This window comes from Sphingomonas sp., from assembly GCF_036388215.1.
In the GTDB taxonomy this organism is placed as follows: domain Bacteria; phylum Pseudomonadota; class Alphaproteobacteria; order Sphingomonadales; family Sphingomonadaceae; genus Sphingomonas.
On sequence record NZ_DASVSH010000010.1, the window covers coordinates 153,617 to 174,849 of the forward strand.

Here is a 21,233-nt window from a genome sequence, read left to right on the forward strand (position 1 = left end):
CGGCGCCATCGTCAGGGGACGAGCGTCGGCTTGGTCGATGCTTCCCACACGTCGGAGCTGGTCGCGACGAGTTCCTTCATGTTGGTCCAGGGGCGGCCGCCGCTGACCGTCTTCTCGCCCCGGATCACCGCGGTGGCGAAGCCGATGAAGCGGTCCTGGACGCGCTGCTGCTCGATTGCGGGCCAGACCTCAAAGGGGTGCGGTCCACGAACGACGACCAACTCCTTCAGTCCTTTCAAGCGGCGATAGCTTTCCATCGTGCCCTGGAGCGAAGCGGCATAGTCCCACAGTCCCCGTCCAAAGAACGCCGCCGGCCATTTGTGCATGCCCGCGAGGATCGCCGAGCTGGGAAAGAAGACCAGGTTGTTCTCAACGGCATTGCCGGCGATGAAAAGGGGTCGGTCGCGGCCCAGTCCGCGTTCCTCGTCCTCCTTGCTCGGCTGATCCATCACGAAACCGGGCCCACTGGTGAAATCGGCGACTACGATCGCACCCTTGATCGTGCGGTCGTTGACCGCGGGTCGGCATTCGATCTCCGGTAGATCGTAGGTGCAATCCTTGTCGAAGTTGATTGTCATGGCCCAGCCGGTCGACATCGTGCCGCGCGAGTTACCGAAGAGGACCACGGGCAGCCCCGCATCGGACTCGGCGCCACGCACCGCCGCCGCAGCTGCTTTGCCATTGCTCGTCTCGCCCGACGGGCTGAGGGCACGCAGGCCTTCTCCGCTGCGGAGGCTAGCCACCATCGCGAGCAGATCGCGCCCCTGCTGGAGGGTATTAGTATCGCTGTAACCGCTCGAAATTCCTACGCCGCGTCGATCATAAAGCAGCACATCGAAGCCGGCATCGTGGAACCGGCGCGCGATCGCCCGCCACAGCTGCTGGCCTGTTGCCCCGCTGCGCTCGCTAGGAAAGCTGTTGATCTTGGTCTCGCCGTCTTCCTTGATCCGATAAAGTTTGTCTTCGGGATGGGTAATTGCCGCGATGCGCCCGCCGCCGCCCGGAGTCATGATCACCAGTGACCGCGTCCGACCGCCTTTGCCGTCATCAACCCCCTCACCGCGAACATACCAGCCGCGGATCTTGACCGACCCCGTCATGCCTTTGCGGAGCCGCTCATACGGGTCGCGGGGAGCAGTAAACTCTACTGTGAAGGTACGCGGGTCCAGAGCCGCGAAGGGCTCGTTCCAGGGCGCAGCAGAGAAGAATGCCGGACGGCGAATCAAGCGGAGATCGATGTGGCGGGCTGTTGCTGCGGCCTCCTCCTGCCGGTCATGGTCAGGCTTGCCGAGAAGGTAGCGGTGGTGCGGATCCTTGAGGTGATATTCCTTGTTCGGAGGACGCCGCGCGTCGATCTGCTTCTGGACGCGCTCACGGCATTCCTCGTCCTTCTTGCACGCTTGCCAGTTCGCGCGCAGCTTCGCGTCGCTGAACTCATCAACATAGAAGTCCCCCTTATACCCCGCTGGAGGCAGCGCTGCGACGCTCGAAAAGGGGATGCAGGTGCGGGGCCCCGCCGAAGTCGCGAGGATGTAGCCGCGCATCTCGCGGTCGCGGTCATAGCCTACGTACGCGGTGCACTCGGCCGGAGGATCGGCCGGGCGCGCCGCCGCGCCATCCTGCGCCTGCGCGGCCTGAAACGGCGCGACCGTCAGCGCAAGCGAAAGAAAATACCGTGCCCTCATTCCCGCGTCCCTCTCCGGTTCTGTTTCAGGCCGCGCCGCTCAGCGTCGGGAGCTTGGTCTCGGCCGAATTGAGATTGACGCTGCGGTCAATCTCGACGCCGCCGTCCCTGAAGCGGCACACCAGAGTGTCGCGGAAGGCCGTCTCGACGAATTGCCAGGTCATCTCAAACGTGTCGGGGTCAAGCCAACGCGCGCCGGCGACCACACGCTGGCTCTCCGGCCGGTATTCGTGGTGCAGCCGAGAGCCGGTCATAGTCGTGTCCTGCTCGAGATACTCGGCGAGGCCCGCAGTAATCACATGCTCGCCGCCCTGGTCATGCATTCGGTAAGTGACGCGGTCGCCAGCAAAGTCGAACGAAACCCAGTCGACCTGCTGATCGTTCGAAGCGACCGTGAAGCGCTTGCCCGTGACCGTCTCCGCTCGCGGCGAACTGGAGCGGATCAGCGGAGGCAGCAGCCGAAGCCCAGCGGTGCGTTGACGCAAGGTGGCCTCATTATTCGCCATGCCCGAGAACGCTGCTGGAAAATGCTTCCATATGTATGGCTTGATCTTATTGCTACCGTCGATTGCCGAGAAGAGCGCAAGCACCGCATTGTGTTCGGGGAAAACTATCGTGAACTGGCTGAACAAGCCCAGCCCGAAATAGGCGTTGTCCGGGCCCATCCACCATTGATAGCCATAGGCGCCGTCGGCATCGCCTTCACTCTGTTTGCTAGTCGCCGCGCGCACCCACTTCTCGGAAAGCACGCGTTTGCCTTTCCATAAACCGCCAGACGCGTGGACAGCGCCGAGCTTTAGCGACGCCGAAGTGTTCCAGCTCAGCCCGTTGCCACCTGGGCTGATCCCACCGGGACTGGTGTCCCACTGCCATTTGTCGATGCCAAGCGGCTCCATGAAGCGCGGGCGCAGATATTCCGCCATCGACTGTCCGGTCGTCTTCGTGATGATGGCCGAGAGCATATAACTGGCCGCGCTGGTATATTTGAAGAAGGTACCCGGCTGGTGGATAACCGGAATCTTGAAAAACTCGGCGACCCAGCTCGTCTTGATCGGACGCCATACCGATCCCGAAGTCTCTTGGGAGTGTCCCGTCTCCATTACTAGCAGATCGCGCACGGTCATCGCCCGCAGCTTAACGCTCGCATCGGCGGGCACGAATTCGGGGAAGAAGGAAACGACCTTGTCGTCGAGCCCGAAGCGGCCCTCGTCGATCGCGAGGCCAGCGCCTACTGCAGTCACGCTCTTGGTGAGCGAATGGGTGATATGGATACGGTCGGCTGCGTACGGCCACCACCATCCCTCAGCGACGACATGGTCGTTGCGCATCAGCATGAAGCTGTGGAGTTCGAGGCCGGCGGCGGCGACATCGTCGAGAAAGGCGAGAATCGCATTGGACGAAACTGCCTGATCGCCTGGCGCGCTGCGCTTCAGGCCGTCGCGGTAGCTTCGGTCGATGTCTACCGGCGCGACCCGCGCAGCAAGGGGAGGGGCGCCACGTACCGTGCACGCACCTGTCAAGAAGTAGACCGTGCCACCCATTGCCAGCGTGCCGAATCGGCGCCGGGAAAGCTGCGCTTCGAGTTCGTTGGGTCCCATCGGCGCCTCCCTCGAGAAATGCTCGCCTGCAGTTCTGGTATCGCGAGCTTTCATTATGCTGTCGCGCAGAATGGCAACCGCTTAAACTCAGGTCCGCACAGCGAGGCTTCGGAGAACGGCCGTGCCGCCAGACAAACGCCGTAGCTGTCGGTGATTTCGATATAACAGGTTATCCGGATTCAGCCCTTTGCCACGTCACACGCCTTTCTCCCCCCCCAAGTCGCACTTGAATCAACCCCGACGCACTGCTGGCGAGCCGTCCGCTCAGGCGCCTTTGCCGATTGCTTGATGAAGCGTCTGAAACTCCGGAAATCTAATAGTAGCCCCGAGAATCCCATTGGTAACGCATCTCACTCCCCGCGCATCTCGTCAGGCCTGCCCCTTGGATAGCCGGCTGGAGCGATTCTCCCGCGAGCGTTTGCCCGCGTGCTGCACATGGCTCACGGTGTAGCCCGCTATCGGACATGGGATTCTCAGCCCGGCGCCAAGCTATTCATGCCTGGCAGATGGATAGCAGTTTGGGTCGTGCTCCGATCGCTGACGTCTTTCGATCCTTTACGCGAACATGATACCAGCGGCTATGCTTCGCGAAGCTCTGCAAGCAAGTAGGCCAAGTGAGCAAAGAGCGTCAGCGAACTCACCGAAAGGCAACGCATCGCGACAGTCGGACTCGTCGCCCTCGTCGGCTAGCCTTGGGCAAGGTAGCGATCGCTTCGACTGCCACTATCGTTTCTCGGCCAGCGCCGCCGCTTCCACCGGATCGAACTTGAACACGCGGCCGTGCTTCATCACGAACACGGGGCGTCGCACCGCGGTGGGATCCTTCAGGGGATCGCCGGCAAGTGCGATGATGTCCGCTTCATAGCCCTGCGCCAGCGTCCCGGTCACGTCGCCTAGCCCAAGCGATTCGGCGGAGAGGGAGGTGGCCGAGACGATCGCGCGCATCGGATCCATGCCGCCGCGCTGGATGCGGTACACGAACTCCTCGGCATTGCGCCCATGGGCTCCGGCGACCGCGTCGGTGCCGAACACGATCTTCAGCCCCGGCTGCTTCAGCGCGAGCATGAATTCGCGCGGTGGAGCGTTTTCCGCCAGACGGCGGGCCATGGCGTCCATCGAGGCGGCCGTATAGTTTCCGATGCCAATGTATTTCTGGCGGTTCTCGACATAGTTTCGCACGACCAAGCCGACGTTCGGATCGAAGTAAGTGCCCGCCTTCACCATCATGCCGATCACTTCCGGAGTCATGCCGCCGGTGCCGTGCTCGATCGTCGTGCATCCAGCCTGAACGGCCATCCTGACCGACACCGTATAGGCGTGAACCAGAGTCCGCAGCCCCTGCTTGCGCGCCTCGTCGCACAGCGCGTCCATCTGCGGCTGCGTTAGCAATGGCTTGCTGCCGTCGCGGGCGCTCGACGAGGCGAAGATCTTTATGAAGTCGGCCCCTTGCGCCTTACGTTCTCGCACGATCGCGCGCAGTCGGTCGGGCGGCGGCGCACTGCCGACCGGATCATCGAAGCGAAGCCATTCGCCAGAGGTAAGGACCCGCGGTCCCGGCAGGACGTTGCGCGCATAGGCTTGCCGCAGCCACACGTCCTTGGCGCGGCCGGGGCTCTGGATCGTGGTGAAGCCGGCTGCCAGGATATCGGCCCCGTTCTCGGCCGCATATAGGATCGCCTCTTCCGGCGTCTCGTCGAGTCCTGAAAGCCGGCCGTCCACGAAGCGCCCGTCACGAAAGTGGTAGAAGATGTGCTCGTGCGTATCGATCAACCCGGGCAGCACGGTATACCGACGAAGGTCGTAGGTCGGCACGCCCGCGGGAACCTTTCGGGTGACGGCCTTGATCTTGCCGTCGACCACCAGGATGACGCGATCGCGGATCACGTTTCCGCGCCCGTCGAGAGCAGTGCCGATCCGTAGCGCGATCGTGCGTGGCGGCGCGACCTGCGCAGCGGCATTGGCGCCGGGGAGCAGTGCGATGCAGAGCAGAGCCGCAAGCCGAAGATGCTTGAACATGACCGTCTTCCTTCCCCGGCGCGCGCCGGCGTTAAAGAATGGAACGCCCCCTCGGAACGCCCCCTGCGCCTCTACAACCGTTTCGTGCCGCTGATCCCGATCGTCCGGGGAGGGATGGCCGATTGGTATAAATCCGCCGTCCAATACGCGGCAATGAGCCGGCGACCGGCGTGTCGTTGGTGATTCTGTACATGAACAGTGACATATCGAGCATATCCGACTTCATACCGGATGCGCTGCAGATCCGATCCCTTGGTCAGGAGCGTGCTTCGCTGACCTCCAGGTCGCCATCATATGCTGCTGGGTGTAGCCAAGGTTTCCGCCGACAATGAGCCCCTCGAATGGCCCCACCGCGAGCTGCGGGTCGGATCCCGTGCTGGTCGCGCTACCCCCGTTGACTATGATGTTGTTTCCGCAGGTACTCAGGTTGATGTCCTTCCGCTTGATGTACCCTCGCTGGCGTCGGTCGAGACGCGGCCACCGAACAGACGGCTCTTGCTTCCCGCCTCATTTCTCCGCACGCGTTTCTGACTTGTAGGACCGCGGCGCCGTGGCCTGTCCTCTGCCGCTCACATAGCCGAGCATGCCATCAGCATGCCGGGCATTGGGTAGCCCAATCCTGCCGGATATCGGCCATGCGGCAAAATCCGATGAGGCTCCGTCCCTCGTTCTTGCGGAAAACCGAGCTGACCGCGCCCACGTTGATAGTCACCGAGGATAGCTTCATGGTGCCGTACTCCCGATTTCCGGCAATGTTAGTGGACCAATCTTTCATCTAGCTGTCATGTTCACGAGCAGCGATGGGTGGGGTTGTCGTCCGTTCGGCATGGTTGGAGATTCGCCGCGCTGGGCGCCGCGAGCGCCATGTTTCCTCCGCGTCCTGCGCGACGGGAATTGTCTTAGGCACCACCATCAGGCTGGCATACCGCCCGCCGCGGTGGCGTGGATGGAGGTCGAGACCTCCACGGGCAGCCCATCGAGCATGCGGATGTCGAAGCACTGCGCGCGGCGAGACGTTCTCATAACTCCGTATGCCTCATAACTCCGTATGCAAGTCCGTGTCGCTGACGGGCAGGTGCTACTCGCAAGGACGGGACCTGCGATCGCGGATCACGCCGAGCGCGACCTGGCGCGGCCAGGACCAAGGTCTATTATCTCGAGACCGACCAGAATGAAGGCGACTTCAAAGGAAGGAAGGACCTTGCCTTCCTAGTCCTCTGTGGGTGCGCCGCATTCAGGGAGGTGGAGATAGAACCGGTGCATCCCTGCGCAAGCGCGTGAACCGGTGGGAACTATCCCCGCTCAAACTTGAGTTAGAGCGCTTACTCGCACGCATTTTTTTAGAGTGCGCTTCACCGTGTGGTGCATGGCCTCAATTACCGTCGGTACCTCCCAAACGATCCGACGGATGTGAGCCGCCGCTTCCTCAAGATGGTGGGCTTTTATCGACGAGTCCGAGGCCAGCAGCGGGACGGTTGAGCGCCTCGGGATGGCTAACCTGACAAATATCTGAAGCCGTGGGCCGGCGAGGCGCGACAGGATGCTGACAGCCGCCGGACTCTAGCCTGAGGTTCCGGATAACCTCCTGGGGAACGATATGATCGCGCGCTACCTTGCCGTAATGGTCGCGATGCTGGCGTCCTCCTCAGCGCTCGCCCAGCAGTCCAGTGTCAAGCTCGACGCGTCTATCGATACCGAAACGGCGGATGTTTCCGTTCGGCTCGAGGCGCTGCAGCACGAGCAATATGCAACCCAGCAGTTGCTTTATGCGGTGCTGTTCAACCAGGTCTATGGCGATCGGGTGGCAATGCGACAGGTCCTGTATCCGAACCACGACGGCGACGCGACGCCCGCCTATGTCTTCGCCGCGCGTACGCCGCCCCCGGGGAAGCGCCCGGGGCTCGTTGTCGCCCATGGCGGTTATCACGGTAATCTGGACCAGAATATGTTCGGCCTGCTCGCGGCCGCTGCGCTCAAGGGCTATGTCGTTATCTTCCCTGAATATCGCGGGAGCCGCGGCTACGGGAAGGCGCACTACGACGCGATCGATTTCGGGGGCAAGGAAGTCGACGACATCGCTGCCGCAGCCGAATATCTCGTCCGTCGCCACCCCGAAGTCGATGCTTCCAGGATCGGCATCTACGGCCGCAGCAAGGGTGGGATGATCACTGTTCTCGCGATCGAGCGCTTCCCGAAACTATTCAAGGCCGCGGTCAGCAACGTCGGCATCGCCGACATGGTCGCCTACACAGCGTACAAGCCAGGTTTCCGCGGCGACGATCTGGCCAAGCAGCCGCGCTTCGATGGTAAGACACCAGCCCAGAACATCGCCGCCTATATCGATGTGTCGCCCATCAATCACGTCGACAAGATCGAGGCCCCGATCTTGGTCCAGGCCACTACGGGCGACCGCAGCGTCCCGGTGGATCTCCACGCTGGGCGGCTGATCGACGTATTGCGGTCTCGCGGCAAGACCTTCGAGTCTAAAATCTACGACATGGCACCCGGCGGGCATTTGTTTGCGCAGGTGGACAGCGATCCGGGGCGCGAGGCGCAGGAGGCGGCCCTCGCCTTCCTCGGCAAATTTCTTGCCAACTGAGACTCCGAGAGCTTCCGGACAGCCCGGGGGGTGAGAGTGACAGCCAAGGTAATAATTAAGGCGGAAGGACGTTCCGTGAAGGCTCGCAATATTTGCTCGTACCCGTCGGCGCAATGGTCATGGCTGGCGCGCCGCGCGCCGAGGGACTGCTGCTCTAACACGCTCGACAGCGAGGGCTCTGTCAAAGCAATTTCGCGAGTGGCGAAAGGTTGTTAGCAAACGGGCATGGCTAGATCCGACATCCGTTCGGCGCTTCAATTCCTCTAGGATTGGGAAAGACCCCCATCACAAGACACGGGAATTGGCGGGCGTCGACGGCTTCGAACGTCGTCGAGATATCTGCTCACTGTGCTTCTCGAAAAAGGCTCTGATCCGCCGCGTTCGTTCATAGTCGGCACAAGTGAAAATGGGCCGTAGGCGGTCGGCAACTATGGGCGTCAACATCTGATTGCCGAGATGTGGACATCATCGAGGTCTGGCTACTCAACATGTTCCAGTCGAGGCGCATCGCGCCTAAGCCCTCAAAAACTAGCAGCGAGATAGTCATTTCATATATGGAGGACCGAGGCGGCCTCCGCTTCATTCACGATCAGCTTGCGCTCTATGACGTCATAACCGAGCGGCACCGTGCCTCCCCGCCGGCGTCTGGGCCAATCGCCCGGTGAGAGAGGTGGCGATAGTCGCTGACAACGTCCTGAGGCTTGCAGGCGCAGGCTCTCCGTCTTGTCTCGCAAACTTTAAATGGCTGGCGCACCCGACAGGATTCGAACCTGTGGCCTCTGCCTTCGGAGGGCAGCGCTCTATCCAGCTGAGCTACGGGTGCGGACACGGGCCGACTAGCAAAGCCGGGCGGAGGGCGCCAGCGCTTTGGTGCCGCGCGTTATCGCGACAGGGTGATCGGCTGGAATTGCCCGAGCCCGCAGCTCGCGCCGCGGCTAAGCCCCGGATCGACCAGCACGCTGATCCGATCGACCCAGCAAAGCTGGCTGCCGCTCGCCTTGTAGAGGAAGCGCCGCTGGGACGCGAGCTGAGGGCACGAGCCGCCGTCGAGCGCATTGCGGAAGACCTTGCCGCTTCGCATTATGAAATCGATCGTCGCGCCATCGCGCACGCGGGTTTCCTTGATCGACCCGATCGTAACGCAGCTCACCGGCTCGCCAGAAGGCGTTGCAATCGGGGTTTCCCGGCCCTCCGGGCCGGCAAGACCTGGCGCGGCGGCAAGGACGAAGGCGGAAGCGGCGAGGATCAGGCGCATGGCTGTTTCCTTCTCAATCGGCGGCGGCGGCCTGGCGGTGGCGCGGCGCGGGGGTCTTTGGCTCGAACGGGCATAGATCGCGAACCGCGCATCGCCAGCATTCGGGAGTCCGCGCCTTGCAGATATACCTTCCATGCAGGATTAGCCAGTGATGCGCGTGCAGGCGGAAGGGCTGGGGCACCGCTTTTTCGAGCTTGGCCTCAACCGCCAGCACCGTCTTGCCGGGAGCGAGGCGCGTACGGTTCGAAACGCGGAAGATATGCGTATCGACTGCGAAGGTCTCATGCCCAAAAGCGGTGTTGAGCACGACATTGGCGGTCTTGCGCCCGACCCCGGGCAGCTTTTCCAGCGCCGCGCGGTCCTCGGGCACTTCGCCATCATGATCGCGAATCAGTGCTTCGGAAAGCGCGATGACGTTCTTGGCCTTGGTATTAAACAGCCCGATGGTCTTGATGTGCTCCTTCAGCCGAGCCTCCCCCAGCGCGACCATTGCGGCAGGCGCATCGACTGCGGCGAACAATGCGCGAGTCGCCTTGTTCACCCCCGCATCGGTCGATTGCGCGGAGAGCACGACCGCGACCAGCAGCGTATAGGTGTTGACATATTCGAGCTCGGTTTCGGGATGCGGATTATCTTCCGCCAGCCGCGCGAAAAACTGGATGATATCCCCGCGCTTCAAATCGGGAGCACCGCATCCATCGTGTAGCGGCCGGGTTTCTGGGCGGCGAGCCAGAGCGCCGCCTGCACGGCCCCGCGCGCGAAGATCGCGCGATCGTCCGCGCGGTGGACCAGTTCGATCCGCTCGCCCGCGCTGGCGAAGATCACGCTGTGATCGCCGATCACCGAGCCGCCGCGCAAGCTGGCCATGCCGATCGTCCCCGAGGCGCGCGCGCCGGTCAGCCCCGCACGGCCGGAAACGCCCGCCTCGGCAAGCGTCGTGCCCATGCCCTGCGCCGCCGCCTCGCCCAGCATCTGCGCGGTTCCCGACGGCGCATCGACCTTGTCCCGGTGATGCATTTCGACGATTTCGACATCCCAGTCGCTGCCCAGCCTCGCAGCCGCATCGCGCACCAGGCCGGCGAGCAGCCCCACGCCGAGCGAAGTGTTGCCCGTCTGGAGCACTGCGATTTCCGCCGCTGCCGCATCGATCGCATCATGGTGCCGACGGCTGAGCCCAGTAGTGCCGATCACGATCGGCGTGCGTGCCGCGCACGCCGCGGCCAGATGCGCCTCAAGCGCTTTCGGGGTGGAGAAATCGACCAGAACGTCCGCTCGCGTGGCGAGGGCAGCGGGATCGTCCTGCGCGTCCGCCCCGCCGGCGATGCGTGCGCCCAGCCCGGGCGCCGCCTCCGCGATCGCCTGGCCCATCCGGCCCAGGCTGCCATAAATGCCGATGCTGGTCATGGCGGGTCTTTGGCACAGGCCGGCAGCGAAGGGTAGAGACCGGCAGCGGATGAAATCCGCGATTTTTACCGCGTCCTCAGCACAGCCACGCATGCCCGGCCATTGCGGCGCGCTTCTCCGGGTCGATCGGGCCCTGGATCACCGCCGCGATGTTGGCCTCGAGCTGGGCGCGGGTGCGCACGCCTACCGCCACGGTGGACACTGGGGGGTGCGCCGAACAGAAGCGCAGGGCCACGTCTGCGATGCCGCCCCCCGCCGCACCGGCGTCGCGCGCCAGCCGTTGCACGCGCTCGCTGGTTTCGCGAAAATGATCGGCGAAGAAATAGTCGCTGCGCCAGTCGCCCGGCGCGAACGGCTCGGTCCGGCCCGCGAGAATCCCGTAATAAAAGGGTGACCGCGCGATCACCGCGACTCCATGCTCCTGACACAGGGGCATGAGCGCCCGGGCCGCACCCTGATCGAACAAATGGTACATCACCTGCACCGAGTCGATCGCGCCGCTGCCGGCGGCTTCCAGGCCCGCGTCCACATCATGGTCGAACAGCGACACGCCGAACCCGGCGATCTTGCCTTCGTCGCGCAACGCTATCAGCGTTTCGCGCCAGTCCCCCTCGTGCAGCCATTCGGGGCACCAGGCGTGGAGCTGCTGAAGCGCAAGCCGCTCGACCCCCAGCCGCCCTAGCAGCGCCTCGGTCTCGGCGCGGATGTGCGAGCCGGGATAGGCCTGATCGGCGAGCACATGCGGCGAGGGCAAATCGAAGCGAACCAGCGAGGTCAGGCGGGCAATGACTTGCACCCGGTGGGTCGCGCCCTGCTCTCGCAATATTCCGCCCAGCAGGATCGCCAGATCCTCGTCCCCCGCTTCCACTTCGATAGCATTGATCCCGCGATCCAGCGCGAGGGCGACGATGGATGCAGCCTCGTCCGCATCGGCTGCCTTCAGCGCTGCGGCGCCGAGCGTAAGCTTCGATACCTCGATGCCCGTTCGGCCGAGACGGCGCAGCTCCATCATGACGCGTCCGCCGCCGCGGTGACTACGATCTGCAGTCCGGGCGACTGGCGGTTTTCCCAGGAGGAACGGTGGTAGGTGCCCGTTTGTAACGGCGTCTGGACGCGGTGGATGCTCACGGCGCCGGAGGCGATTTGGAAAACGCGGGCCGGATCGCGCAGGAACGGGAAGTCCCCAGATACCATCGCGGCGAGCTGGACGGGACGATGCGCCCATAGCGATTCCACCGCCGCGCCCGTCCGCAAGACGCGCGTGTCGAGCTGGCAGAGCAAAGGATGCTCGCGGCGCATATAGGCGCGGAAGACCGCGGCATCGACATTGTCCCCCGGCGTCACCTGCATTCCCGCCGGCCTGCCGAGCGGCCAGAGCAGTCGGAACGCCGCGGCTTCGTTGACGCGATCGACATGCCACACCAGGTCGCCCGGCGCGAAATAGGTGCGGATCGTAATGGAGGGCCGCGCGCCCACCAGCCCTTCGGCCAATGCGGCGAGCGCTTCTATGTCCTCGGCGAGCGCCGCCCGTTCATGCACATACGCTCCGGGTCCGAAGATCTGGTCCGAAACCAGGGCGAGCGCCGCATCCGGCTCCAGCCGGTTGAAATCGAGCTTGAAGCCCTGCCTGGCCAGCACCGCCCGGACGAAATCGCGATAGGGAAGCGCGCCGAGCGGGGGGCGGGCAATCTCCACTGCGCGGAGCGCGGACGTATCGAGCAACCGGCGCACCTTTCCAGGTCCATCGGCAAGCGAGGCCCGTACCAGGCCGCTCCGCATCTCTCCGGCCACTATTTCCACGCTACGGACTTACCCGAAGGCGCGGCACATGCCTATGGGCGCTTCGGGGCAAGGCCCCGCGCCGCAGCGGCTTCAGCCGGGCCGAGCTTGCGGACGCTGCGGACCAGGCACCGCTGAAATCCGCGCCCGCTCGCATTGGGCACCAGCAGCTCGGCGGGCCGCCCGGTGCAGACGCGCTCGCCCGCGCGCGGGCGGATTCCGATACCCTGCGCCCAGTTCACGTCGGGGCAGCCCGATGCCAGGGCCAGCTCCCAGGTTTCGCGAACGCTAATGTGGATGAGCGCACGGTCCCGGCCCGCGGGGCTGAAGCCGGTGACCGCGGAGGGCCAGAAACATGCCCTGCGCTGCTGCGCGGCGGGCAGTTCCGCCGGCGGGGCGGCGGACGCGGTGACGAGAAAGGCGGAGAGCAGGAAACAGGTTTTGCGCAACACGGTTCTCTCCCGATGGGGTCACAACAACGAAAGCCGGGCGAGCATGGCCCGGAGCCTGTGCTCCGCGCCACCGCTCCCCCGGCTTCCCCCTTGTTAACTGGCAGCGGGCCGTACTGCAGGTACGGCCCGCGCCCTATCAGTTGCCGAACTGGACCCGAAGGCCCGTCATGATGCGCCGACCCGCATAGGACAGGCGGATGAGCTTCGGCGTACCATCGGCGTAGGGCACAAATCCGCCGAATGAGAGAGTCGACGATTCACGCTGGACGTTCCGGCCTTCGACATAGACCTGGAAGTTCTTGGTCACGTTGTACGAGATTTTGGCGTCAATAAACGTGGTCCCGTCCACGTAGCGCGGAACACCGGGGTTATATCCCTGGTTGGTGCCCAGGCCGACATTGAAATAACCCTCGCCCGGATAGTTGAAATCGGTGTTGTTGCCGCCCGAGCACGGCGTGATGCAGGAGAACTGCTCCGTGCGCTTCTGATAGGCGACGCGCATATTCAGCTTGCCGTCGTCATACCACAGTGAGGCGTTGGTCGTGTACTTGGACTCGTTGGCCGGCGGCATGAGAGTGCCGGTTTCCGGATCCCGAATGCCCGAGGTGACCGCCGAGGACAGGATCGCATAATTGGCGTCGAAGCCCATATGCTTGAAGAACCAGGGCAGGAAGGTGAATGCCGTCTTGGCGCTGAACTCAATGATATCGCGCTTGTAGCCGGGGCCGTTATCGAAGGTTGGCACTGCGAAGGTGACGCCAGCTAGCGATGCTCCGGTTGCCGGGTCAGTCCCGCCCAGCAACGCAAGGTTCGTGGTAACCTGGATCGGGCTGCCGATCTGTACATCCAGCTTGCCATAAGCAACCGAGAACAGGGTGTCCGCGTTGGGATACCATTCGAGCGCGGCGTTATAGCTCCAGGCGGTGAAAGGCTTAAGGGCCGGGTTGCCGACGCGCCCGGTGCAGCCGAACAAATCTTCCCCTGGCGTATCGAGCTGGCGCTGGTCGATCGTACAAGTGCCTGCTGGCACCAGATTGCTCACAGCCGGACGCGCGACGGTCTTGCCGCCGTAGACGCGAAGCACGACCGAATCGTTGAACCCCCACAGATTGCCGTTGAAGCTGGGCAGCCAGTCGGTGCTCTTGGCATCCAATGTCGCGTTCTGGACGAAAGTAACCGTATTGATGCCGCCTGCGGCGTTGGGATTTGCCGGATCGAACGCAGCGTTCTTCTGGATCTGAATGAGCGTGAGCAGGCCCGAACCCTTTACGTCGGTGAAGACGCCGCGAACGCCGGCATTGCCGTTGAACCGCAGGCCGAGCGGCAGCTGCTGTTCGAAATCGATCATGAAGTAGGTGTTCTTGATCGTCTCCTGGGCCCGGAAGACCGGTTGATCGTACGTCTTGCCATCGCTGCCGGTGCAGGTCTTGACGCAATCGAAGTTCATAAACTTCGATGCGCCGAGCTGCGCGAACAACAGATCGGTACGGATGCTGTCCCATGCGGTGGGCAGATTTCCGCGGTTCGGGAGATCTCCGAAATATTCCGAATCGCTGGGGTCGATCGTGGAGGTGATAAGGTCCCGTAATTGCTGCGGGGTCAGCGTGTCGACGCCCGAGCGGATGTTGGACAGGTTGGTCGCCGGAACGAAGCCGTAATTGCACGAGACCGTCGATGTCGCCGTCGGCTCGCACGCGCGCAGCGAGCCACGGACGTTAGCCGTCGGCACGACGACCGGCGCTTGGTAAGGTACGGTGGCGGTGCCGTTGGGGAAGGTGCCGACGGCGCTCCTGGCGGTGTATCCACCACCACCCCAACGATCGATCTTGTTCTGGCGATACATGGCGCCCGCCGAGAATCGGGTCAGGAACGGGACCAACCCCTCCAGGTTATGGCGCACATCGAACCGGGCGATCTTTTCGGAAGTCTCGGCAATTGACGGCGAATAGGAAACGCTGAAATTCGGCGTGACCCGCGGCAATTGCGCGGTCGTAAAAGCCGGCGACGCCGGGTTGTTGATCGTCGCTGCTATGGCGGCCTGCGGTAACTGGTTGGCAAGCTGGACGAAGTTGTTCGGATCCTTGTCATTGTACGTGGAAGGCAGCTCAACACTGTACAGCCCGTTGGGCTGCAATGTCAGTGTAGCGTTGCCATAGCTATACAAGCGATTGGTGCGCATATCGCCGCGCGTTGCCGTAGCCGTGGTCATGCCGGCCATGAAGTCCATCTCGACCCGTTCGCCGCGATATTCGGCGCCGAACTGCGCAAACTTGCTCTTATTATCGATCGTGTTTTCGATCTGGTCGATATTTGCCGTATTATTGGTGAGCGTCATCGACGTGACGTTGTGCTCGCTATCGACCACGACGCTGCCCGGAATAACGTTGATCACCTGCCCCCTGTAAGGGATCGTAGCAATCGGCGCGGTGGTGGTAGTGACGTTGTTGATTCCATATACCGGATCGAACAGGTAATAACCGGCAGCAGCGCCAGCGGCGCTGACCGTACGTGTGCCTTGGGTGCCGTTGGCAACGGGACCATTTGGCGTATCCGTGAAAAAGGGAGCGACGTTGGCGCTGAACAGCGTGATCGGGTTACGACTCCGATTCTGATCGTGCACGTTGCGAACGGTGTATGTGCCCTTCGCGAACACGGTGAGCTCATCCGTCAAGCGGTAATCCAGGCGCCCATCGAGCGCGTAGCGCTTATCAGTCTGCGTGTTCATGAAGTTGCGGACCAGCGACGGCGTGGCGTCGTTCCACTGGTTGAGGCAGGTCCTCTGCTCGTTGGTGCGCTGGTTGATCTGCGCTGCCGTGGCGGTGGTGGCCGTGAGATACGGGAAAATCGTCAGGCACTGCGCTTTGCTCGTGGCCCCGGCCGAGAGGGTCACCAATTCGCGGGGAGTCAGTGTCGTGCCGTCCGGCGCGGTGCTGTTCGCGAAGGCGACATCGGCCGCGTCGGTGCCCACCGTTGCAGGATTGAACGTGAAGGTCTTCTCGGCCGAATTGTCGAAGTCATAGGCGTGCGCAAAGCCGCGATTTCCGCTGACGGTCTGCTCGTATCCATGGCCATTGCTCTGGATCTTGGCATAGGTGCCGCTGACGATCACCCCCAGGCGATCGTCGAACAGCCTGGTCGCGGCGACGGCATTAAAATCCGGAGTCCATTTCTTGCCAAGCGAGTTCATGCCGGCGCCGGCGCGCAGCGAAATATAGGGGCGCTTGAAGTCGAGGCCGGTGCGGGTCTTGACGCTGATCGTGCCGCCCAGCGAGCCTTCGACCATGTCCGCGGTGGAGCCCTTGATCACATCGATGCTCTTGACGAGCTCGGCGGGAAGTTCGCGAAGCTCGGGAGTGCGGGCACCGCCGTTGCCGATCGCGAGCGAGCCGGTGCTGCCCACGCCGATGCCGTCAAGCTCGACGCGCGTCAGATCGGGACCGTTGCCGCGCACAGCGACGGTTTCGCCCTCGCCGAAATCGTTGCGGTTGAGCGCGACACCAGGGATGCGCGAAATGGCTTCGCCGACGTTACGATCCGGGAAAGAGCCGATATCGTCAGCGACGATCGAATCGGTCGCCGTGCGGGCATTCCTCTTGCGAAGGTTGGACGATTGCTGGCTGGCGCGCGAACCGACGACGACGATTTCGCCATCCTGCGTATCCTGGTCGTCGACAACCGTATCCGCAGTCGAAGCGGGCGCGGTGGTCTGCGCGAACGCGGAGGATGAAAATACAAGTGCCGCAGTCATCGCTGCGATCGAAACGCCGCCCCGCATAGCCAGGCCGTAACGCGAACCAGTCATTATCCTCTCCCCATTTCCGCCCACGCCGCGAATACGGCTGCATGCGATCTCCACGCTCGGGATAGCAGCCCCGTGAAATAGATTAAAGACTTTTATCTGATATATGCGATTGACCGTCACATTGTGGGATTCACGCAACAGGTGGCGCCCGCGCCTCCGGACTCGCAAGATTTCGCGATGGTTCGCGCCGGGCCTTATAGCCGACTGATAATGCACGCTTTGTAGTTCGAGCCAGCAAAATGGTCAGTGGTCCAAACCTGTCCGCGAGTCGCGCTTGCCAGCGTCTGGGGGCATCGCCTACCCCCGGACACGGAGGATCCGATGCCCGAGCCCGCACTGCATGTCGCTTTCCTGCTCTTTCCCCACGTCACGCAGCTAGACCTGACCGGGCCCGCGCAAGTGCTGTCGCGGCTCGGCAATGCGAAACTCGACCTGGTCGCCAAGACGCTCGACCCGGTGCCTACCGATGCGCAATTCTCCCTTCTGCCCACGGCGACCTTCGACCAGGTGCCGCGCACCGACATATTGTGCGTGCCCGGCGGCTTCGGCACGGTGGCGGCGATGGAGGATGATGAGACGCTGGCATGGCTGCGACAGGTCGCCGCCGACGCGACCTGGGTGACCAGCGTCTGCACGGGATCGCTGCTGCTCGCCGCCGCCGGGCTGCTCACCGGATACCGCGCGGCATGCCATTGGGCGTCACGCGAGCAGCTCGCTCTCTTTGGCGTCGAGCCAGTTGCGCAGCGAGTCGTGTTCGATCGCAACCGCGTGACCGGCGGGGGCGTGACCGCGGGAATCGATTTCGCGCTGGCGCTGACCGCGGCGATCCGCGGCGAGGAGCACGCCAAATTCGTCCAGCTCAGCCTGGAGTACGATCCTGCCCCGCCCTTTGACAGCGGCTCACCCGAGCGCGCGGAACCGGCCACGCTGGCGCGCTACCACGCGATGATCGAGAAGTTCTCGCCCGGCCGTGCGGAGAAGGTGCGCGCGATTGCGGAGAAGCTACGAGGATAGGGTCTTCGCAGCGCCCTTGAGGTCCTCGACGAACATTGCGTATTCCTCCGCGGCGCGTTCCCGGTCCGGCATGCGCAGCAGGAAGCTGGGGTGGATCGTGACCCAGCCCAGACCGCCTTCGGCAAGTTCCAGCGCCCGCCCCCGCATCGCCGTGATCGTCGCCGCTTTCCCCAGTATCTGGCGAGCGGCGGTGGCCCCTAGGGCGACGGTCATTTCCGGCCGGATCAGCAGCCGCTCCTGCTCATACCACCAGCGGCAGGCACTGATCTCACCGGCGTCGGGTTTGGAATGGATACGGCGCTTGCCGCGCTGCTCGAACTTGAAATGCTTGACTGCATTGGTGACATAGACCCCCGCGCGCTCGATCCCGGCCTCCGCTATCGCGCGATTGAACATCTGCCCGGCGGGGCCGACGAACGGATGCCCGGCAAGATCCTCCTGATCGCCCGGCTGCTCGCCGACGAACATCATCCGCGCATCCACCGGTCCTTCGCCGAACACCGTCTGGCTGGCGTGCCTGTAGAGATGGCAGCGCGTGCACCCCATCGCTTCGTCGCGCAGCTTTTCCCATGCGCCGGCGATATTGCCGCCCATGGCCGTTCGCGCCGTCTGGACCATTGCCGTCTCCCGCTGGCGTGCACCCGCGACCAGCTCCTTGACCAACGCGGTCTCCGGCATATTTTTCCAGTATTTGCGAGGCATTTCCTTCAGCATCGCGCCTGTCTTGAGACGAGCCGGATTGAAGATCGAGGCATAATAGGTCTTCCAGACGTCTTCGATGGGATCTCCCGCGGGCGCCTCCGCCTTGGTCGCACCCGGGCCTTCGGCCAGCGCCGCGCCGTCCCAGTGAATCGACAGCTCCGGCGTCAGGATCGACCAGCGCATGTTGGCGAAGCGATCGGCGAAGAAGCGCGCATTGGCCCGGACGATATGATGCTCGGGCTCGAACCAGGCGACATAGCGCGCGCCGCTATCGTCCTCGATTTCCCGAAAGCGCACGAAGGCACGCATCTTGTGGATATCGCGGTGCACGGCCTTGGCCTTTTCCTCGAGCCGGCGGACCAATGGGTCTGCGCGGTCCTCGATGCGCTTGGGCTGCTCGATCAGCCCGGCAAGCAGCGTGTACAGCAGCGCGAAGCGTTGGGGATCGCTGTGCAGGATGACGGCTTGTGCGAGGTCCAGAAAGGCGCGAGGAACACGGAAGGGATGCGCAGTCGATTGGGGCACAGCTTCGTCGCCGAACAGGTCGACGGGCTGGTCGCCGACCTGCCAGACGATTTCGGACGGCGGCACGCGCGCAGCCGCCAGCGCCCGCGCCGCATCGCGCCAGCCTTCGAAATCATCCTCCGCGGAAAGGCCGACGACGCGCATCGCTCCTCAACGCCCGGGCGTTGAATCGATCCATTTGCGAAGCATCGCGACACCTTCCTCGTGCACGGTGGCGCGGCCCAGCTCTGGCATCGCGATTCCCGGATCGGTGCTTTCCATCCGATAGATCAGGATCGAGGCATCGGCATTGCCGGGCAGGATAGCGAAGTCGCGCGCGCCCGAGCCCCTGCCCGCCGCGACCGGGCGCTTGAGAATCCCACGCGCATGGGCATCGGGCTGCTTCCAGTCGAGGAACAGGCCGGAGTTAGAAGCGGCGCCCGCGGGGTTATGGCAATGCGCGCAGTTGATCTCGAGATAGGCGCGGGCGCGGTCTTCGAGCGGCGCTTTCGAATCGTCCCAGCGCGCGGCCCGGGGCGCATCCTTGGGGAGCCGATCGAGCATGCCTGCCGCGAGAAGCGTTTCCAGCTGATTGGCGTGATTGAGATACCGCGCCTTGGTGCCGATGGGAGTGATCGCCCCATCCAGCGCGTGGCAGTCCTTGCACTGGTTCTGGTTGGGCACGGCATAGCTGATGCTGCGGCTCGCGCCCGAGAGATCGACGAACGTGACCGGGATGCGCGTGCCCGCGCGCCTGAGATCGGCATCGGTGCCCCAAGCGTTCCAGACATAGGGAATAGCGACCCAGCCGCTGGCGCGATGGAGAAGCAACCGAGTCTCGATCGGCTTGAAAGCGCCGTTTTGCTGATAGCCGAAGGTCTTGATCAGCGCCGCTCCAACCGGAAGATCGAAAGGCTTGTCGTCCTGATATCGCGCCTTCGCGCCCGCAGGCAGATACAGATAACGCTGCTTCTCGGCATAATCGGAGAAGAGCGCGGTTTGGAGGCCGTAGCCAGCGACCCGAAGGTTGGGCGTACGCTTCGTCAGATCGGTGAAGAAGCCATATTCCGAGAGGCGCGCCGGATAGCCTGGCCCCACGATCGCGGCATCGTTGACGGCTACGGGCTTGGCGAAGAGCGCGGCGCAGAACAGCAAGGCCGCGGCGGCGAGCGACTTCACTGCGCCGCCGCCTCCATCGCGGGCGGCAACACCACGGCGGCGGGCTGGGGTGTCGCGGCGCCGTTCAGCTCGGCGGGCGCGGGCCTGGCGGTCTCGACCGGCGCGCCGACCGCAAGACCCAGGCCAAGCACCGGCACGCCGTCCGCCACGCGCAGCTTGGCGGGATCGCCGGTGCCGTCCCACAGGATCGGAGGGATGCTGCCGCCGAACGCCGCGGCAAGCTGGTCGCCACCCGGAAGCTGCGGCGCGAAGCCGGCGCGGCCGTGCCGATTGCCGGAGATCACTACATTGCTGGGCAGTGGATCGTAGCGTGCGTCGTCATATTTCGCGCGATAGGAGATCAGCATCACGTTGCTCGTCGCATTGCCCGACAGGTCGTTGTCGAACACATGGACATCGTCATTGGCCATGATGAGCACCCCGGTGCCCTTGCGCACGGTGGCGACGATATTGCCTTTTGGCGCGAAATTGGCGGTGTCGTTGTCGACCACCTTGTTCTTGTAGATCCGCACTGCGCCGCCACCCATCTTCGGCAGGCTGGGCAAGTCGAAGACGAGAATGCCGCCGGTATTGTGGGTAGCGATATTGCCGTAAACGTCGGCGTGCCGGCTGTTCTCGATCTCGATTCCGGCGACATTCTGGCTCACGAGCGAATTGCGCACGACGATCTGCTCGGATTGGCCGACATAGATGCCTGCGTCAGACGCGCCCTTCACGGTGACTCCATCGATCAGGATATGCGTGCTCGAGACGGGATAGACCCCATACGCGCCGTTGGTTTCCTTGGGGCCTCCGGTCCATTCGACGCGGACGTTCTTGTAGACGATGCGGTCGGCGCCCTTGGACTTGATGCCGTCTCCCTTGCTGTCCTCGACCGCGAAATCACGCAGCACCACGTCGTCGGAAGTGACCAGCAATCCCTCGCCCGCCCCCAACTGGCCCTTGAAGCTGAGCATTGTCCTGTCCGGCCCCGCGCCGCGCACCGTGACTCGCGCGACATCAAGGCTGAGGCCGTCAGTGAATTCGAAACGCCCCGCGCCTATGCGGACTACGTCGCCGGGCTCGGCTTCGATCAGCGCGGCCTGAAGCCGCTCCTGCGCGTTGCCGCCAGCTTCGACGACGATGTCCCTGGCGAACGCCGGGCTCGCCAGCAGAACCAGGGCGAATGCGGTTGCGCGGATCATAGCCTCTCCTGCTTTTGATCCATCTTACGCAAGGAACGTCGAATTGACAGCCTTGTAAGTT

General features: G+C 63.5%; 16 protein-coding genes and 1 tRNA gene. 2 read left to right on the top strand and 15 right to left on the bottom strand.

Annotated features, from left to right (window positions below; genetic code table 11):
- Positions 1-11: 11 nt before the first annotated feature.
- The 4 genes from VF617_RS04200 to VF617_RS04215 form a co-directional block, all read right to left on the bottom strand.
- Positions 12-1,685 carry a hypothetical protein gene (locus VF617_RS04200; protein ID WP_331013601.1) on the bottom strand — a complete coding sequence of 558 codons (1,674 nt, stop codon included), beginning with the start codon at positions 1,683-1,685 and terminating at the stop codon, positions 12-14.
- Positions 1,686-1,710: 25 nt separating this feature from the next.
- Complete coding sequence (locus VF617_RS04205; RefSeq protein ID WP_331013602.1) at positions 1,711-3,282, bottom strand: serine hydrolase; 1,572 nt, start codon at positions 3,280-3,282, stop codon at positions 1,711-1,713.
- A 723-nt stretch (positions 3,283-4,005) separates the two neighbouring features.
- Positions 4,006-5,298, bottom strand: coding sequence for an amidohydrolase family protein (locus tag VF617_RS04210; RefSeq protein ID WP_331013603.1), 1,293 nt, complete (start codon positions 5,296-5,298; stop codon positions 4,006-4,008).
- A 589-nt stretch (positions 5,299-5,887) separates the two neighbouring features.
- Entirely contained in the window at positions 5,888-6,025 is a 138-nt protein-coding gene (locus VF617_RS04215; protein WP_331013604.1) for a hypothetical protein, read from the bottom strand.
- A gap of 894 nt (positions 6,026-6,919) precedes the next feature.
- Between VF617_RS04215 and VF617_RS04220 the strand changes: the two genes are divergently transcribed.
- Positions 6,920-7,897 carry an alpha/beta hydrolase family protein gene (locus VF617_RS04220; RefSeq protein WP_331013605.1) on the top strand — a complete coding sequence of 326 codons (978 nt, stop codon included), beginning with the start codon at positions 6,920-6,922 and terminating at the stop codon, positions 7,895-7,897.
- A gap of 746 nt (positions 7,898-8,643) precedes the next feature.
- On the opposite strand, the gene VF617_RS04225 is transcribed toward VF617_RS04220, so the two are convergent.
- The 8 genes from VF617_RS04225 to VF617_RS04260 form a co-directional block, all read right to left on the bottom strand.
- A tRNA-Arg gene (locus tag VF617_RS04225) sits at positions 8,644-8,720 on the bottom strand.
- Positions 8,721-8,777: 57 nt separating this feature from the next.
- The gene (locus VF617_RS04230; RefSeq protein WP_331013606.1) at positions 8,778-9,152 is read right to left on the bottom strand and encodes a hypothetical protein; all 375 of its coding nucleotides are present in this window, start codon (positions 9,150-9,152) and stop codon (positions 8,778-8,780) included.
- Positions 9,153-9,165: 13 nt separating this feature from the next.
- Positions 9,166-9,831: an endonuclease III gene (gene nth, locus VF617_RS04235; protein ID WP_331013607.1), complete on the bottom strand. Its 666-nt coding sequence runs from the start codon at positions 9,829-9,831 to the stop codon at positions 9,166-9,168.
- Positions 9,828-10,556 (bottom strand): 4-hydroxy-tetrahydrodipicolinate reductase, encoded by a 729-nt coding sequence (gene dapB, locus VF617_RS04240; protein ID WP_331013608.1) that lies wholly within the window; start codon positions 10,554-10,556, stop codon positions 9,828-9,830. Before dapB ends, nth begins: the two co-directional genes overlap by 4 nt.
- Positions 10,557-10,632: 76 nt before the next feature.
- The gene (locus tag VF617_RS04245; RefSeq protein ID WP_331013609.1) at positions 10,633-11,565 is read right to left on the bottom strand and encodes an aldo/keto reductase; all 933 of its coding nucleotides are present in this window, start codon (positions 11,563-11,565) and stop codon (positions 10,633-10,635) included.
- Positions 11,565-12,347 (bottom strand): hypothetical protein, encoded by a 783-nt coding sequence (locus VF617_RS04250; RefSeq protein WP_331013610.1) that lies wholly within the window; start codon positions 12,345-12,347, stop codon positions 11,565-11,567. The genes VF617_RS04245 and VF617_RS04250 overlap by 1 nt, the downstream gene beginning before the upstream one ends.
- Before the next feature lie 41 nt (positions 12,348-12,388).
- Positions 12,389-12,787 carry a DUF6491 family protein gene (locus VF617_RS04255; protein ID WP_331013611.1) on the bottom strand — a complete coding sequence of 133 codons (399 nt, stop codon included), beginning with the start codon at positions 12,785-12,787 and terminating at the stop codon, positions 12,389-12,391.
- A gap of 136 nt (positions 12,788-12,923) precedes the next feature.
- On the bottom strand, positions 12,924-16,727 hold the full coding sequence (locus VF617_RS04260) for a TonB-dependent receptor (protein WP_331013612.1): 3,804 nt from the start codon (positions 16,725-16,727) through the stop codon (positions 12,924-12,926).
- 183 nt (positions 16,728-16,910) lie between these two features.
- Here VF617_RS04260 and VF617_RS04265 point away from each other — a divergent pair, with 183 nt between their 5' ends.
- A complete protein-coding gene (locus VF617_RS04265; protein ID WP_331013613.1) occupies positions 16,911-17,603 on the top strand; it encodes a DJ-1/PfpI family protein in 693 nt (230 codons plus the stop codon).
- On the opposite strand, the gene VF617_RS04270 is transcribed toward VF617_RS04265, so the two are convergent.
- From VF617_RS04270 to VF617_RS04280, 3 genes are read right to left on the bottom strand one after another with little or no spacing between them, the layout of a single operon-like run.
- Complete coding sequence (locus VF617_RS04270) at positions 17,592-18,974, bottom strand: UdgX family uracil-DNA binding protein (protein ID WP_331013614.1); 1,383 nt, start codon at positions 18,972-18,974, stop codon at positions 17,592-17,594. The two genes, VF617_RS04265 and VF617_RS04270, sit on opposite strands and share 12 nt — an antisense overlap.
- Before the next feature lie 6 nt (positions 18,975-18,980).
- Positions 18,981-19,988 (bottom strand): SO2930 family diheme c-type cytochrome, encoded by a 1,008-nt coding sequence (locus tag VF617_RS04275; RefSeq protein ID WP_331013615.1) that lies wholly within the window; start codon positions 19,986-19,988, stop codon positions 18,981-18,983.
- Positions 19,985-21,172, bottom strand: a complete 1,188-nt coding sequence (locus VF617_RS04280) for a parallel beta-helix domain-containing protein (protein WP_331013616.1) — start codon at positions 21,170-21,172, stop codon at positions 19,985-19,987. The genes VF617_RS04275 and VF617_RS04280 overlap by 4 nt, the downstream gene beginning before the upstream one ends.
- Positions 21,173-21,233: the final 61 nt, after the last annotated feature.